The following is a 14,084-nucleotide window of genomic DNA, read 5'->3' as shown; positions in this document are numbered from 1 at the left end:
GGCCGCTTTTTAGCTGAGGAAGTGACGGATGTCCTGGACCGACGAGCGCGTAGAGCTGTTGAAAAAAATGTGGGGCGAAGGCCAATCGGCCAGCCAGATTGCCAAAGAGCTGGGCGGGGTGACCCGTAACGCGGTGATTGGCAAGGTGCACCGTCTGGGCCTGTCCAACCGCGCCACGGGTGGCGCCAAGGCGGATGCCAAGCCTAAGGCCGATGCAAAGCCGAAGGCAGCCCCCAAGGCCAAGGCGGCGCCTAAGCCCAAGGCCGCGCCCAAAGCCGAACCCAAGCCGGAACCCAAAACCGAGCCAGCGGTCGCCGCGCGTCCAGCGCAGCCGCTGCGCAAGCAGATCATCCCGGCCGGTCAACCGCTGCCACCGCAGCCGTCCGCCAATGAGATCAGCCCGGAAGCTCTGGCCAAGGTCAACGAAGTTGAAAAGACCGCCAAGAAGCTCTCGCTGATGGAACTGACCGAACGCACCTGCAAATGGCCGGTGGGTGACCCGGCCACCGAAGATTTCTGGTTCTGCGGCCTGCCGGTGCAAACCGGTAAACCTTACTGCGAAGCCCACGTCGGCGTGGCCTTCCAACCTATGAGCGCGCGCCGCGACCGCAAACGCTAAGCAGCGGCCCCTTAAGACACTTTGAAAAGCCTCGCCCTGTGCGGGGCTTTTTGCTTGTGTCCCGTCAATGGCTTTGTGTCTACTGCAAGTCAGAACAAGGGAGACCGGCGCAATGTCCGCAACACTTTACGGCGACATCACCTGGCGCGAGGTGCTGGCGGTTGCTCTGATCTCGCTGACCCACGTTGGCACCGCGCCGTTCATCAAACGGTTTCCCATTGTGTCACGCTGGCTACTGGATTTCAGCTCCGGCATTGGGCTTGGCTATGCCTTTCTTTATTTGCTGCCCAAAATTGCGGTCATGACGCAACTGGTCGGCGCACAATATCCTGACCACGGCCTGCTGTTCAAACATCAGCTCTATGTCTATCTGATGATCGGCTTCCTGATCTACTACCTGGTGGATTTCAAACAGGACAACAACCGCCCGGCCCGAACGGCGCTGACACTCAACGCTTTGTCCTTTGCCACCTACAACCTGCTGATCGGCATCACGATCACGCATTTTCAAAGCAATCTCACGGCGGCCTACGGGGTCGCGGTCTTTGTCTTTTCCGTGCATCTCTTTGGCGTGAACAGCTTCTTGCACCGAGAATACCCCGCTGCCTTTTCCCGCTGGATGGCGCCACTTTTTATGGCCGCAATGTATGTCGGTTGTGTGCTGGGCAACCACATCGAAAAGGGCCACCACTACCAATCTATCGCGACCGCCGTGGTGGGCGGCATCATCATCATCCTGTCGATCCGCCTGAAACTGCCCCCACGAGAGCGCGTGAACGTCCGCGCCTTTCTTATTGGCGTAGCCTGCGCCATGGCGGCAACAGCAGGCTACACCGTTATCTGAGCGGAAAGACTGTGTCTTGGCTGTCGCCGCTGTCACGATCTATGCGGCGGGTAGAACTCTCTGCCCCTGCACAATCAGCGAGGATCGCTCAAACTGATCCCGCAACGCCTCTGCTTTTTCAAAGAACGCATCGCGCACCTCAGTCGCGTAGGGATTGGAAACCTCAATCGCATGCAACACCGTTGGGGGATCATCCTGCACCATCTCAATTGCTTCACGCAGCAAGTCAAAGCTCGCCGTTGTCATCCGCTCAGGCAGTGGTCCCAAATCGGTCAGCACTTTACCAATCAGGTGGGTCAGTCCCTGAACCATCGCCAACTCGCGGTCATGCTCCTCTGCCGTGGTGACAATCACCTCCAGCCCCCTGGCTTTCAGGAAGGCTGCCACCTTGTGCCAGCGTTCTCCGCGCTCGGGACACAATGCAATCTTGCGCCCTTTCACGCCGTTCTTGGCACTCTGTGGGCCAAACAGCGGGTGGGTGCCCAGGATCTCCACATGCGGCGGCAGCAGCTCCCGCATGTCACGCATGGGGGCAACCTTCACCGAGCCCACATCGAGCACCAAAGTGCCCGGACGCAAGTGCGGAGCCAGAACCCGACAGACATGCGCCATACGCGCCACCGGCACCGCCAGGATCACGATGTCACTCTGCGCCACCTCGGCCAGTCCTTCCATCGGCACCCGCCGCCCGTCCGGCAGACTGGCGCGGGTGTAACTTGGGTCACAGATGCGGATAGGACACCCGGCCCAAAGCTCCTGTGCAATCAACCGGCCAAAGCCGCCAAAACCCACCAACCCAATGGTGGTCTGTTCGTTATTTGGTTTTTCCTGTCCCATAGCGGACCCCGTGTGTGAGGCCACGTTTGCCGGGACTAACTGTCTTGGAAGGTTTTTGTGTCTTCATCCCCGTCAAACGCAGCGGATGAAGATGCCAAAGACCCCGCCACTATGTGGTCAGGGTATAATATGTGCCAAAAAAGATGTTGTTCTTGGTCATGGGCATGTGATGACACGCATCACGCGCCGCCGTCAACCCGCTTCCTCTGGCAAAGGCTCCACGATGTCGAGCCAACGGACATAAAGCGCGCACAAGAGCGAGGCCACGACCACAGCCACCATCATCGTCATCATCAGCACAGCACCGTTCTCGGGTGTCAGCACAGCTCCGGTGAGGCTCGTCAAGGCTGCCCCCATGGCCACACTCATGGCGCCGGACAGGCCAGACGCACTGCCAGCAAGCTTGGGTCTCACGGACATCGCGCCGCTGTTGGTCGAGGGCAAGGTCAAGCCATTGCCCATGCCCACAAAAATCACCGCGCCGACATAGGTCACCGGCTGCACAAACCCTGCCAGCACGATCGCAAAGCCGACGCATAGTCCTGTGAGACCAACAACACGTCCGCCAATAATCAATTGCCAAAGCGGGACAGATTTCGCCAAACGGCCTGACATAAACGACCCCAATGAAAACCCCACTGCAATCGCGCCAACGGTCATACCCACCGTTGTGGGCCGCAGGTCAAATACAGCAACGCCGATCAACACAATCCCGGTGATATAGATGTAAAACGCGCCCACAGACAGGCTGCTACACAAACTATACCCCCAGAACCGGCGTGATTTGAGCAGCTCCGGATAGGTGGCAAACTGCTCCCCCATGGTGGCGGCCCGGTTGGTATTGGTCTCGCCCAGATCTCGCCAGGTCAGCCAAACCAACCCGGCGCCGATCAAGGCGTACACCGCAAAGTTTGACCGCCAACCAAATGCCTCGTGCAGAAATCCGCCAATCGTTGGGCCTGTCATCGGGGCGATGGCCATCACCATCGAGATGTAGCCCAACATGCTTGCCGCCTCTTTGGGCCCGTGCATGTCGCGCACCACCGCGCGGCTCAGTGCGATGCCAACCACGCCTGCCGCCTGTAACATCCGGCTGACCAGAAACCCGACAATATCCGTCGCCAGAAAACAGCCGATTGAGCCAACAGTAAAAACCAACAAGCCAACCAGCATCACCGGACGCCGTCCGTAGCGATCTGACAGCGGCCCAATGATGACTTGCAACATCACCGTCACCGCCAAAAACGCGCCCATCGACAGGTTCGCAACGGCGTAGTCGACGCTGAACTCATCGGCGATGGCCGCCAGGGACGGCAAGAACATATTCAACGACAAGACTGACATCGCGGTCAGCAGAATCAGCGTATTGAGATGCGGCGCACTCCGCCGCTCAGGTCCGCTCAATTGCCGCCCAGCAGGTTCTGCAAGCCACGCAGCGCCTCTTTCTCCAGTTTGTCTTTGATCGCATCTTCTGTGGATTGGCCTTCTTTTTTCTCCAGCCCCAGTTCTTTCTCAAGTTTCTGTTTCGCCTCGTCTTCCACGGCTTTGATTTCCTTATCAAAGCTGCGCTTCACCGCTGCTTCCAGATCCGGCACCACGCTGGGATTGCTCCAGCTGCCTTTGATCTTCACCGGTACAATCAGGCTCGGCCCATCCGGCCCGTTGAGCTGCGGCGAGAACACATAGTCAATTGTTCGCAAGCCGAGCCCCACGGTACCTTTGCCTGTTGCTGACAAGCGCGACAGTTTCATCAAAAGATCCCGATTGCTCAGCACACCATCGGCAATGGTCCAGCTCGCCACCATGCTATTGAACACGGTGGTGCCTCCGGTGACGTCGCCGCGTAGCAGTTTATCCAGATCGATGCCTTCAATAGTTCCGCGTCCAACCTCAACACGGCCATCGCCACTCATGTTGTTCATAATGGCGTCCAACGTTTCGCCAGAGCTCAGAAACCGGCTCTCAAAATCCGCTGTGCCGGTGAACTTGTCCAAATCCGCCGTTGCGGCCAAGAATGGCTGCAAAGCGATCTGCGACACCTTCAGGTCCCCCCGCACAGACAGGCCATTGCGGTTGTTGGCCACAAACAGCCCCGTAACAGCGCCCTCATAGGCCTCCATTTCCTGAATCCGGGCCACGGCACGGGCGCGGTCAATCTTCACTGTGGCACGAGTCTTGCCAAACGCGATCCCATTCAGATCCATCGCCTCAGCGGCAAAACTGATGGTGCCATCCACCAAACCCAACGCGCTCGCATCAATTGGTTCTTTGGACCATCCAACCGGAGCGGCTTCCCCAGACTGACTGCTTTCGTCTCCCTCCTTCTCTACAAGCCGCAAGGCCTGTGTCGCTACTTGCGCCGTCACTTTCGGGCGCACCCCATTCAGATCCACATCCGCCAGCACCGTCAGATCATTGCCCAAAGCGGTCACCCGCCCGCCGCGCACAGACACCACGCCCGCTCGGGTCAACGTAACATCACCTTGCACCGCCAAAGGCCCTTCAAGCCCGCCTGTGCCCAAGGCGGCAAGAAACGCCGCTGCATCCGATGCCGAGACAGCCAACTTTCCACTGGCTTCTGGCGCGATCCCAGCACGCCCCTCAAAACGGGCGGACCCACCGCCCGCCTGCACAGCCAATTCCACCGCAGACACATCGCCATCAATCAAAGCCAATGGCGCTGCAACCACAGCGTCCAGCTGGATCGGTGCGCCAAACGGGCTGGCCTCGATCACCACATCCGCAGCCCCACCAACATCCGGCCAAGTCATCGCCAGTGACACGCCAGACAACTCCTGTCGCGCGCCGCCATGATCGATATAACGCACCTGCGCATCGCTGATCACCAGCCGCTCAAGCGCAAAGCTCTCAAACTGAGAAGCCGTCGATGTTACCGACGTTGGAGCGCTCTCACCGCCGGTCTGCGCTTCAGCGCTCTGGCCGCTAACCACAGGCGACGTGCCATCACTTAAATCCCAATTTACCCGTCCGTCGGTGGTTTTCTCCAGCAGCACCTCCGGTGCCACCAGCTCGACATTCTTGACGCGAATTTCCCCACCAATCGCCGCCATCACGTCGACACCAATCACCGCCTTATCGGCCGTGAACATGGGCCCACGCTCTGACCACGCTGCATTGCCAAAACTGACCTTCTCGGTGGTTACGCCCAGCACCGGATACCAGCTGATCCCGACCTTGCCCTCAAACACCAGCTCTCGTCCGGTCATTGCCTTGACCTGATCCGCCGCCAGTTTTGCAATCTTCTCCCCCGGCAACGCCACAACCAGCACCACCGCGCCAATTGCCAAAATCAAAACCGCCGCCACCAATCCCCGGATTACTTTCATCGGAGACCTCCTTTACTGCCCATGCGGAGCCTAAGCGCCTAAGAACACACACGCAATGCATCAAACCGCCCTTCCCCTTTGCCAAACGACGCGCGCTGCCCTATACGCGCCCCATGTCCAGCAATCCGCCAGAACTCCGCCCCGACCTCGCCCGCACCACCCTCACAGGAGACGCGCGCCCCGGCCAACCGACCATCGGCATGGTTTCCCTTGGCTGCCCAAAAGCTTTGGTCGACAGCGAACGCATCCTGACCCGCCTGCGCGCCGAAGGATATGGCATCTCGCCGGACTATTCCGGTGCCGACGCGGTGGTCGTAAACACCTGCGGATTTTTGGATTCCGCCAAAGCCGAAAGCCTTCAGGCCATTGGTGAGGCCATTCAGGAAAACGGCAAAGTGATTGTCACTGGCTGTCTTGGTGCAGAGCCCGAATACATCACCGGCGCCCACCCCAAAGTGCTCGCCGTGACGGGACCGCACCAATACGAGCAAGTGCTGGACGCCGTACATGGCGCCGTGCCGCCCAGCCCCGATCCCTTTGTCGATCTGCTGCCCGCCAAAAACGTGACCCTCACGCCGCGCCACTACAGCTATCTAAAGATTTCAGAGGGTTGCAACCACAAGTGCAAGTTCTGCATCATCCCGGACATGCGCGGCAAACTCGCCTCGCGGCCAGTGCATGCTGTCCTGCGTGAGGCGGAAAAACTGGTCGACAACGGCGTGCGTGAACTGCTTGTGATCTCGCAAGACACCTCCGCTTATGGATTGGACCGCAAGTACAGCACCCACCCGTGGAAAGACCGCGAAGTGCGCAGCCACATTACCGATCTGGCGCGCGAATTGGGCCAATTCGACGCCTGGGTGCGCCTGCACTACGTTTACCCCTACCCCCATGTGCGCGAGTTGATCCCGCTGATGGCGGACGGGCTGATCCTGCCCTATCTGGACATCCCCTTCCAACACAGCCACCCGGACACACTCAAACGCATGGCCCGGCCCGCGCACACCTCCAAAACCCTGACCGAAATCGCCGCCTGGCGCGAGATCTGCCCCGACATCACCCTGCGCTCCACCTTCATCGTCGGCTACCCCGGCGAAACCGAAGCCGAATTCCAGCACCTCCTGGATTGGATGGACGAAGCTCAACTCGACCGTGTTGGCTGCTTCCAGTACGAAAACGTCGACGGCGCCCGCTCCAACGACCTACCAGACCACATCCCCGCCGAGGTCAAACAAGAGCGTTGGGAACGCTTCATGGAGAAAGCCCAGGCGATTTCCGAAGCCAAACTCGCCGCCAAAGTCGGTCAGACCATGGACGTGATCGTAGACGACATCGATGAAGACGGCATCGCCACCTGCCGCACCAAAGCCGACGCGCCGGAGATTGACGGCAACCTGTTCATTGACGAAGGCACCGATGGGTTGAAGGTGGGCGACATCGTATCTGTGGAAGTGGATGAGGCTGGCGAGTATGATTTGTGGGGACAGTTAAAGGCATAAAAGAACCCAGTGCCTGATCCTGAGTGGGGGCTTAAGCGCCCTCCCGTGGCGAGCGCGCGGCGTCTTTGGAAAGGATCCGGGGGATCCGTTCAGCCGCAATCGGGCGGAGCCCCCAGCGCTGGCCGAACCAGAGGTCCGGCTGTGTGGCGTTGAGCAATTAGCTTTGCCAAACACAGCGACATCCTGTCCCTTGAGGCCTTTTTGCCCGAAGCGTAGGCTCTCCTCACAGCCCCAAACGGCCCGAGACACATCCCTCATCAGGAGAGTAACATGTCCAACGAAACGCGTGTGCTTTACAATGCAGACTGCCCGATCTGTGACGCAGAAATCTGCCACTATCGGTCCTACACCGAACAGCGTGACATCCCCGTCGCCTATGACGATCTGAACTCTGACGCCCTCTCAGAATGGGGCATTGATCCGGAAACCGCCGCCAAACGCCTGCATGTCACGGCAAACGGGGAGCTCTATTCTGGCATCCCCGCTTTCCTGATCCTCTGGCAGGAAATGCCCCGCTTCCGCTGGCTTGCGCGTCTCATTGGCCTGCCCGGCATCAAGCAACTGGCTTGTCTCGCCTACGACCACGTGCTGGCCCCATGGCTCTACCGCAAACACCTGCGGCGACAGGCCAAGACAAAAGCGGCCTAAGCCTCAGCCCTGCTGCATCTCTTTAAACAAGTCTGCGTTCATGCAGTAGTCCGGCGCATTGGCCGCAGAGCCATTAAGCTCCTGAAACTTTTGATAGGCGCCCAGCTCCTGGCAGCGGGTGCATTGCATCACCGCATTACGAAACTCTTTGGCATTTTCCGGGTTCTTCATGATCCTCTCCCCCCAATCGATGCCAACGCGTTCGGACATGCCCGTGACCAAATTGATGTGCTGGCTCATTTTCTCAAACATCGCTGGCTCCTTTCCCTCGTTTTGCAGTCGCGCCGGTCAGCCCGCCGCCAGTCTTTCAAACAACTCCGCATGGCAGCAGAACGCCGGCGCTTCTTTGGCCGTCCCCGCCCGCTGCCCCAGAAAGCTCTGACAGGCCTCGGTGTGCGGACACATGCGACAGCGCGTGACCATATTGGCGTAGTCCTCGGCACTTAACATCTGATCGAGCATCGCCTCGCTGAGCGACACCCCCAGCACCCGCGCCATGCTGCGAGTCAGCCAGAAATGTGTCACCGGATCGCCAAGAGGCTGAATATTTCCCATTAGTTCTGCGCCTCCAACGCTGTCTTAAGCCACTTAAAACGGTCTTTGTTCACACAGGGCTCCGGCGCCACCTCTTCGGTCTGCGCCGCCCGCTCATGCGCCGCCACATAGCGGCTGCATCCGGCATCCCACCCACAACCGCGACAGCTTTCCACCATCTCAGCCCAGTCTTCCTGTGAGAGCTCCGCCTGCGCCATCGCCGCCACCAGATCGGTCTGTGTCAGCTGCGCCATGCGCTGTGCCAACCAATAGTGCTCCGTGCGATCGCCAAGCGGTTTCATCTCTCACTCCCTGCCACGTCCTGCGTGGTCTACTGTGCCCCTTGCAGCCGCTTCAGCAGCTTGGTGTTGCGACAGTAATGCGGCGCAGCCACCACCACGCCCTCCTCCTTCAGCCAATGGGCACAGGCCTCCGGTTCGCTGCAGGTGGTACAGCGCAAAACCGCCTCGGAAATCTCGTCAAATTTGAGCGCGCCGCGAATGGCCGCCTCCTGCAGGTCCATGCCCAACCGGCTGGCCGTGTCATCCAACAGCGCCGCATGATGGCGCAGCTTCGCAGTCCGATCTGTCACAATGGTCATAGGCGCCTCTCTGATAGCTGACCCACGCAGTCTATCAGGCCGCCCAAAGGACGCCCTTGACCTGCATCAACCAGCAATCTGAGAGGAATTTGATCGCGCTTACGCCAGCGCCTCAAGATAGGCCCGCACACAATCTTGTACCCGACGAAACCGATCCCCGCCGAGCTTTATGCCGCCATACCAACGCGTAACCACCACAATGTGATCCGTAAGCTCTTCCCGCTCCAGAATCCGCAGGATCACCAACCCCGCGCCGCTCTCCCCGTCATCCCCTTTCAACGGGGTGCCGTCCGCCATCAAAGCGGCCCAGGTGTTGTGCGTCGCCTTGGCAAACTTCTTGTTGCGTTTGAGCTCTTTGAGAAAGGCGTCGGCCTCTTTACGGCTGGTCACCTTGCCACCGGACACCGCATATTTGCTGCCCCGGTCGGTGACCACATTGGTCAGTTGCAGCACGCCGTCAAAGCCCCGCTGCCGTCTGCTTCACAATCGCCACGCGTGAAGCGTTGGGCGGGTGCGTGCCGAGGAACTGGTTACCCGGATCTGGCGTGCGCTCAAAGAAGTTCACTCCGATCAATGGATCATAGCCCGACCTCTTGGTCAGGATCGTACCCAGTTGGTCGGCTTCCAATTCGTGGTTCTTGGAGAAGCTGCGCGCACCAACGCCCGCGCCCAAATCCATCGCCGCCTCTATCGCCTGAGAGTTGCCACCAGCTGCCGCTACCAGAATGGCGCCCAGCGCTGCCCCTGCGGCCGCATTGCCCTGACTGCGGGCAATATGCCCCTTGATGTGGTGCGCCGCCTCATGCCCCATGACAAAAGCCAACTCATGATTGTTGCGCGTCTCCGCCACCAAAGGCGCCGTGAAGATGATCAGCGGACGACCATTTTTGTCCAGCGTCTGATAGGCGTTGGCGATCTTGGTCTCTTTCGGGTCCACATAGATCTTGTAGTCACAGTTGGTGCCCGCAGGCGTGCGCGCCTTACATTCCCGCTCCACCAAAGGTTCCATCCGCGCTTTCACCGGCGCCAAACGCGAGGTGGCCTGCGACACGGAAATCTTGGGCGCTGGCTGTTGCTGTACGGCAGGCTGCGGCGTCGAGCTGGTGGTGGTAGACACACAGCCGCTCAAAACGACGGCGGCCATCACGCTGACCACGCTGGCTTTCACTGGCAAACTCTGACGCATGACATCCCTCCCACAAGCGGTCCATACTAGGGCACAGGAGTAAATTTATCATCTAAGCCGCGCGAGGCCAGAGGGAAATGCTTGCACCCCCTCCCCTTTGCGCTACGCTGGGGACATGTTCAGCATCGAGCACGAATTTGACGCCACCGTTGTGACGCTGGTTGACGAAGGCACCGCCCCTTTGGGGGAAGATGTGATCATTCACATGTTTGAGGACTGCGTCACCATCGAGCAATATGACCCCCGNACCGATACGGTTCAGAAAATCACCCTGTCCAACACACAGGTGCAGGATTTGACCGCCGCTTTAGACCTCCCCGAAGGGGTCTACATGCTCAAACGCACTGCGGACTAGACATACGTCAATCGAGACTTGGCAATGCCCAGTTCCTTGGCCAGAAACTTTTGCACGGCGGCGTTGGCTTTGCCGCCTTGCGGAACCACGGTCACATACACCCGCAAGACATCATCCTCGCGTACCACCGTGTTGCGTGACGCCTTGGGGGTCACTCGCACCGCGATCTCCGCTCCCGCTTTAGCCAAATCTGAAAAATCTTCGCCCAATGGTTCTGCCCCCGTTGCCCCAACAGCGATTTACATTTCACAATCGCCCCGCATAGGGTAGCCCGCGCAGGACGACAGGGGGAGACTTGCCACATGGCCACTGGCTTCTTTTTTGATGAAAAATGCTTCTGGCACGCAGGCGGAAACTACGCCCTGACCTTGCCGGTTGGCGATCTGGTTCAGCCACTGGCCGCGGGTGGACTGCCGGAAAGCCCGGAAACCAAACGTCGCCTTAAAAACCTCATGGATGTGACCGGCCTGACAAACGACCTCGATGTGCGCAGCGCACCGCCTGCGACCGAGACCATGCTTCAGCGCGTCCACCCAGCAGACTTTTTGACCAAGTTCAAAGAAGTCTCTGATGCAGGCGGTGGCGAAATTGGCCTGCGCACACCTTTTGGCAAAGGGGGCTACGAAATCGCGGCCTTATCCGCAGGTATCGCCACCGAAGCCCTGCGCGCCGTTACTTCGGGCGATTTGCAAAACGCCTATGCGCTCTCTCGCCCTCCAGGGCACCATTGCCTGCCGGATTGGCCCAATGGCTTCTGTCTGCTGGCCAACATCGCTGTCGCGATTGAGGAAATCCAAGCACGGGGCTTAGCAAAGCGTGTCGCTGTTCTGGACTGGGACGTGCACCACGGCAACGGCACCGAAGCGATCTACTATGACCGTGACGACGTGCTCACCATCTCCCTGCATCAGGAGCACAATTATCCTTTGGACACAGGCGATGTGACCGACCGTGGCAAAGACGCTGGCCTCGGAACAAACATCAACGTCCCGCTTCCACCTGGCGCAGGTCACAACACCTACCTCTATTCAATGGAGAAAATTGTCCTACCCGCGCTACATGCCTTCAAACCGGATGTGATTATTGTCGCCTGTGGCTTTGACGCCGGCGCCTTTGATCCACTCTCCCGTATGCTCGCCACCGCCGACACATTCCGCCAAATGACCAAGCAGGTCATGCAGGCCGCAGATACTCTCTGTGAAGGCAAGCTCTTGCTTGTGCACGAGGGCGGCTATTCTGAAGCCTATGTGCCCTTCTGCGGCCATGCCGTGATCGAAGAGCTGTCTGGTTCCTCAATAACTGCTGAGGACCCAATGGCCGCCTCTCTCACCAAACGCCAGCCCAACGCCCGCGTCGAGGCCTTCTTTGCCACGTTGGTCGATGAGATGGCCGACACTTTCGCAAGCCCGCCCGGTTGAAACCCAACCGCGCCACGCCAACATACCCAATCAACTCCTGAGGGAAGACCTAATGCCTCAACCAAACCAAGCCGCGCTGGATTTTTTGCTGAGCCGCCGCTCACGTCCCGCCAAAACCCTGATTGGCCCCGCGCCCACGCGCGCGGAACTCGAACCTCTGCTGGAAGCCGCCCTGCGCAGTCCCGACCACGGTAAACTCGAACCTTGGCGCCTGATCGTGCTGGAAGGCGCCGCCTTGAGCAAACTTGCCAAGCTCGCCCAAGAACGCGGTGAAGCTTTGGACATGGAGCCGGAAAAGATCACCAAAGCGCACGATCAATTTGACCGCGCCGATCTGGTAGTCGCCGTAATAGAGGCGCCTGTGATCAGCGAAAAAATCCCGGAAATCGAACAGACCTACTCAGCCGCCTGTGTGTGCCTGCAACTGCTAAACGCCGCATTGGCCGCTGGCTGGGGCGCCAACTGGCTCTCTGGCTGGGCCAGTCACGATCGTGGGTTTGTGGAGAAAGGCCTCGACCTCACTCCACGTGAGCGCGTCGCAGGCTTCATCCACATCGGCACCGAAAAAGCCACGCCACCCGAGCGCCCCCGCCCCAACATGGAGACCAAAGTCACATGGCTGTCAGCCTAGCAATCTCGTCTTTTGGCAAGACACTTACTCAAATCGGGGACCCGCGCTTTCGCCGGGTCCTTTTCAAAGGCATTGGCCTGACCTTTGTGCTGCTGATCGCGGTCTACACAGCGTTCCTAATGTTACTGAACTGGATCGGCGCAGGTCAAACCGTACAGGAGCTCCTGGGCAATATCTCTTGGGTTGGCGACCTTTTCACCTTCGCCTCGCTCTTCCTGATGATCGCCTTGTCGATCTTACTGATGATCCCAGTCGCCTCTGCCATCACGTCCTTGTTTCTGGACGAAGTGGCCGACGCGGTGGAGGACAAGCACTATCCCGAACTGCCGGATGTCCCCCGCGTGACCTTTGCCGAAGGCCTCAAAGACAGCGTGAACTTTCTTGGTGTCTTGATTGCCGCCAACATCTTTGCGCTGGTGCTTTATGCGATCTTCCCGCCGTTTTCCCTGTTCATCTTCTGGGGCCTCAACGGCTTCCTGCTGGGGCGGGAATATTTTCAATTGGTCGCCATGCGCCGCGTAGGCCGGGCAGAAGCCAAGAAGCTGCGTAAGAAGCATCTCGGCACAATTTGGCTCGCTGGCACGCTTATGGCCATGCCGTTGGTCGTACCTATCCTGAACCTGGTGATCCCGATCCTAGGCGCGGCGACCTTTACCCATCTGTACCATCAACTGGAGCCGTCACCTCAGCGGGCCCCATCACGTTAAACCAGTCAAAATCACGCACCGTGATCAGACCGGATGTGATGATCCAGTACAAAATCACCCACATCACCGCGGCCGCGCCTGTGGTGATCCAGGCCTTGGCTTTGAGGTAGTGATGCTCTGGGCTGCTGGCATGTGTGCCGGGCACAACCTCGCCCACATCGCCCTGCGTTTTTAGACGAATCGGGATCACCATCAAAAAGGTCATGAACCAAAGCACGGCGTATAAAACGAGGGCTGAAGTGATGGTCATTGCGCGCTCCTGATAAAAAATTGGCGGACATCTGTGGCCCGCCAATTCTCTTACGTTTGGGTTGGCCTCTTAGACCTGTTCCAGTTCCACAAGGCAACCGTTGAAATCTTTCGGATGCAGGAACAGCACAGGTTTACCATGCGCCCCGATCTTGGGCTCGCCGCTGCCCAGAACACGCGCGCCGGTGGATTTCAGATGATCCCGCGCCGCCAGAATATCGTCGACCTCATAGCACACGTGGTGAATGCCGCCCGCCGGGTTCTTTTCAAGGAAGCCATTGATTGGGCTGTCTTCTCCCAGCGGATAGAGCAGCTCGATTTTTGTGTTTGGCAGCTCGATGAACACCACGGTCACGCCGTGGTCCGGCTCATCCTGAGGCGCACCCACTTTCGCCCCCAGCGCGTCACGGTATTGCGCACTGGCCGCTTCCAGATCCGGCACAGCAATGGCCACGTGGTTCAATCTTCCGATCATGTTTGTCTCCTCCAAAGGGCATGGATCCCGCTCCCCGTCCTTATGTGCGCTGATATGCGCAGGCGCAAGCGACAGGGCGTCGCGGCTGTCTTTAACGTTTCGTTAGGCATGTGTTCCTAGCCTGTTTGCACGTT

The 14,084-nt window shown here is 59.0% G+C and carries 20 protein-coding genes; 8 read left to right on the top strand and 12 right to left on the bottom strand.

Translation table 11 applies throughout. From position 1 onward, the window contains the following. Positions 1–28 precede the first annotated feature (28 nt). Positions 29–619, top strand: a complete 591-nt coding sequence (locus MK208_RS16220) for a GcrA family cell cycle regulator (RefSeq protein WP_294118390.1) — start codon at positions 29–31, stop codon at positions 617–619. 112 nt (positions 620–731) lie between these two features. Then, entirely contained in the window at positions 732–1,463 is a 732-nt protein-coding gene (locus tag MK208_RS16215) for a hypothetical protein (RefSeq protein ID WP_294118389.1), read from the top strand. Positions 1,464–1,502: 39 nt separating this feature from the next. Here MK208_RS16215 and MK208_RS16210 read toward each other — a convergent pair whose 3' ends face one another. The 3 genes from MK208_RS16210 to MK208_RS16200 all read right to left on the bottom strand — a co-directional run bounded on the left by MK208_RS16210 (position 1,503) and on the right by MK208_RS16200 (position 5,647). Then, positions 1,503–2,300 carry a prephenate dehydrogenase/arogenate dehydrogenase family protein gene (locus tag MK208_RS16210; RefSeq protein WP_294118388.1) on the bottom strand — a complete coding sequence of 266 codons (798 nt, stop codon included), beginning with the start codon at positions 2,298–2,300 and terminating at the stop codon, positions 1,503–1,505. Between the two features lie 192 nt (positions 2,301–2,492). Then, a complete protein-coding gene (locus MK208_RS16205) occupies positions 2,493–3,704 on the bottom strand; it encodes a multidrug effflux MFS transporter (protein ID WP_294118387.1) in 1,212 nt (403 codons plus the stop codon). Next, positions 3,701–5,647: an AsmA family protein gene (locus tag MK208_RS16200; RefSeq protein ID WP_294118386.1), complete on the bottom strand. Its 1,947-nt coding sequence runs from the start codon at positions 5,645–5,647 to the stop codon at positions 3,701–3,703. The genes MK208_RS16205 and MK208_RS16200 overlap by 4 nt, the downstream gene beginning before the upstream one ends. A gap of 113 nt (positions 5,648–5,760) precedes the next feature. Between MK208_RS16200 and rimO the strand changes: the two genes are divergently transcribed. Both rimO and MK208_RS16190 read left to right on the top strand, forming a co-directional pair. Then, entirely contained in the window at positions 5,761–7,146 is a 1,386-nt protein-coding gene (gene rimO, locus MK208_RS16195; RefSeq protein WP_294118385.1) for a 30S ribosomal protein S12 methylthiotransferase RimO, read from the top strand. A gap of 270 nt (positions 7,147–7,416) precedes the next feature. Continuing rightward, positions 7,417–7,794 (top strand): DUF393 domain-containing protein, encoded by a 378-nt coding sequence (locus MK208_RS16190; RefSeq protein ID WP_294118384.1) that lies wholly within the window; start codon positions 7,417–7,419, stop codon positions 7,792–7,794. 3 nt (positions 7,795–7,797) lie between these two features. Here the strand turns inward: MK208_RS16190 and MK208_RS16185 are convergent, their stop codons facing one another. The 6 genes from MK208_RS16185 to MK208_RS16160 form a co-directional block, all read right to left on the bottom strand. Beyond that, a complete protein-coding gene (locus MK208_RS16185; RefSeq protein ID WP_294118383.1) occupies positions 7,798–8,046 on the bottom strand; it encodes a DUF6455 family protein in 249 nt (82 codons plus the stop codon). 36 nt (positions 8,047–8,082) lie between these two features. Then, on the bottom strand, positions 8,083–8,349 hold the full coding sequence (locus MK208_RS16180) for a DUF6455 family protein (RefSeq protein WP_294118382.1): 267 nt from the start codon (positions 8,347–8,349) through the stop codon (positions 8,083–8,085). Continuing rightward, complete coding sequence (locus MK208_RS16175; protein ID WP_294118381.1) at positions 8,349–8,630, bottom strand: DUF6455 family protein; 282 nt, start codon at positions 8,628–8,630, stop codon at positions 8,349–8,351. Before MK208_RS16175 ends, MK208_RS16180 begins: the two co-directional genes overlap by 1 nt. Positions 8,631–8,659: 29 nt before the next feature. Next, positions 8,660–8,929, bottom strand: a complete 270-nt coding sequence (locus tag MK208_RS16170; protein ID WP_294118380.1) for a DUF6455 family protein — start codon at positions 8,927–8,929, stop codon at positions 8,660–8,662. A gap of 99 nt (positions 8,930–9,028) precedes the next feature. Next, positions 9,029–9,382 (bottom strand): YigZ family protein, encoded by a 354-nt coding sequence (locus MK208_RS16165; protein ID WP_294118379.1) that lies wholly within the window; start codon positions 9,380–9,382, stop codon positions 9,029–9,031. A gap of 4 nt (positions 9,383–9,386) precedes the next feature. Continuing rightward, positions 9,387–10,115, bottom strand: coding sequence for a M48 family metallopeptidase (locus tag MK208_RS16160; protein ID WP_294118378.1), 729 nt, complete (start codon positions 10,113–10,115; stop codon positions 9,387–9,389). A 115-nt stretch (positions 10,116–10,230) separates the two neighbouring features. Between MK208_RS16160 and MK208_RS16155 the strand changes: the two genes are divergently transcribed. Next, positions 10,231–10,470, top strand: coding sequence for a hypothetical protein (locus MK208_RS16155; RefSeq protein WP_294118377.1), 240 nt, complete (start codon positions 10,231–10,233; stop codon positions 10,468–10,470). Here the strand turns inward: MK208_RS16155 and MK208_RS16150 are convergent. Continuing rightward, positions 10,467–10,679 (bottom strand): DUF167 domain-containing protein, encoded by a 213-nt coding sequence (locus MK208_RS16150; protein ID WP_294118376.1) that lies wholly within the window; start codon positions 10,677–10,679, stop codon positions 10,467–10,469. The two genes, MK208_RS16155 and MK208_RS16150, sit on opposite strands and share 4 nt — an antisense overlap. A gap of 93 nt (positions 10,680–10,772) precedes the next feature. Between MK208_RS16150 and MK208_RS16145 the strand changes: the two genes are divergently transcribed. From MK208_RS16145 to MK208_RS16135, 3 genes are read left to right on the top strand one after another with little or no spacing between them, the layout of a single operon-like run. Next, positions 10,773–11,888 carry a class II histone deacetylase gene (locus MK208_RS16145; RefSeq protein WP_294118375.1) on the top strand — a complete coding sequence of 372 codons (1,116 nt, stop codon included), beginning with the start codon at positions 10,773–10,775 and terminating at the stop codon, positions 11,886–11,888. 52 nt (positions 11,889–11,940) lie between these two features. Next, positions 11,941–12,519: a nitroreductase gene (locus tag MK208_RS16140; RefSeq protein ID WP_294118374.1), complete on the top strand. Its 579-nt coding sequence runs from the start codon at positions 11,941–11,943 to the stop codon at positions 12,517–12,519. Beyond that, a complete protein-coding gene (locus tag MK208_RS16135) occupies positions 12,504–13,226 on the top strand; it encodes an EI24 domain-containing protein (protein ID WP_294118373.1) in 723 nt (240 codons plus the stop codon). The genes MK208_RS16140 and MK208_RS16135 overlap by 16 nt, the downstream gene beginning before the upstream one ends. Here the strand turns inward: MK208_RS16135 and MK208_RS16130 are convergent. Both MK208_RS16130 and mce read right to left on the bottom strand, forming a co-directional pair. Beyond that, positions 13,171–13,476: a DUF1467 family protein gene (locus tag MK208_RS16130; RefSeq protein WP_294118372.1), complete on the bottom strand. Its 306-nt coding sequence runs from the start codon at positions 13,474–13,476 to the stop codon at positions 13,171–13,173. The genes MK208_RS16135 and MK208_RS16130 overlap by 56 nt on opposite strands. A 69-nt stretch (positions 13,477–13,545) precedes the next feature. Then, on the bottom strand, positions 13,546–13,950 hold the full coding sequence (gene mce / locus MK208_RS16125; RefSeq protein WP_294118371.1) for a methylmalonyl-CoA epimerase: 405 nt from the start codon (positions 13,948–13,950) through the stop codon (positions 13,546–13,548). Positions 13,951–14,084: the final 134 nt, after the last annotated feature.

The sequence above is a fragment of the Shimia sp. genome, assembly GCF_022448905.1.
Classification (GTDB): Bacteria; Pseudomonadota; Alphaproteobacteria; order Rhodobacterales; family Rhodobacteraceae; genus Shimia.
Note: the sequence above shows the minus strand (reverse complement) of the source record. Positions and strands in the feature narration are given on the sequence as shown.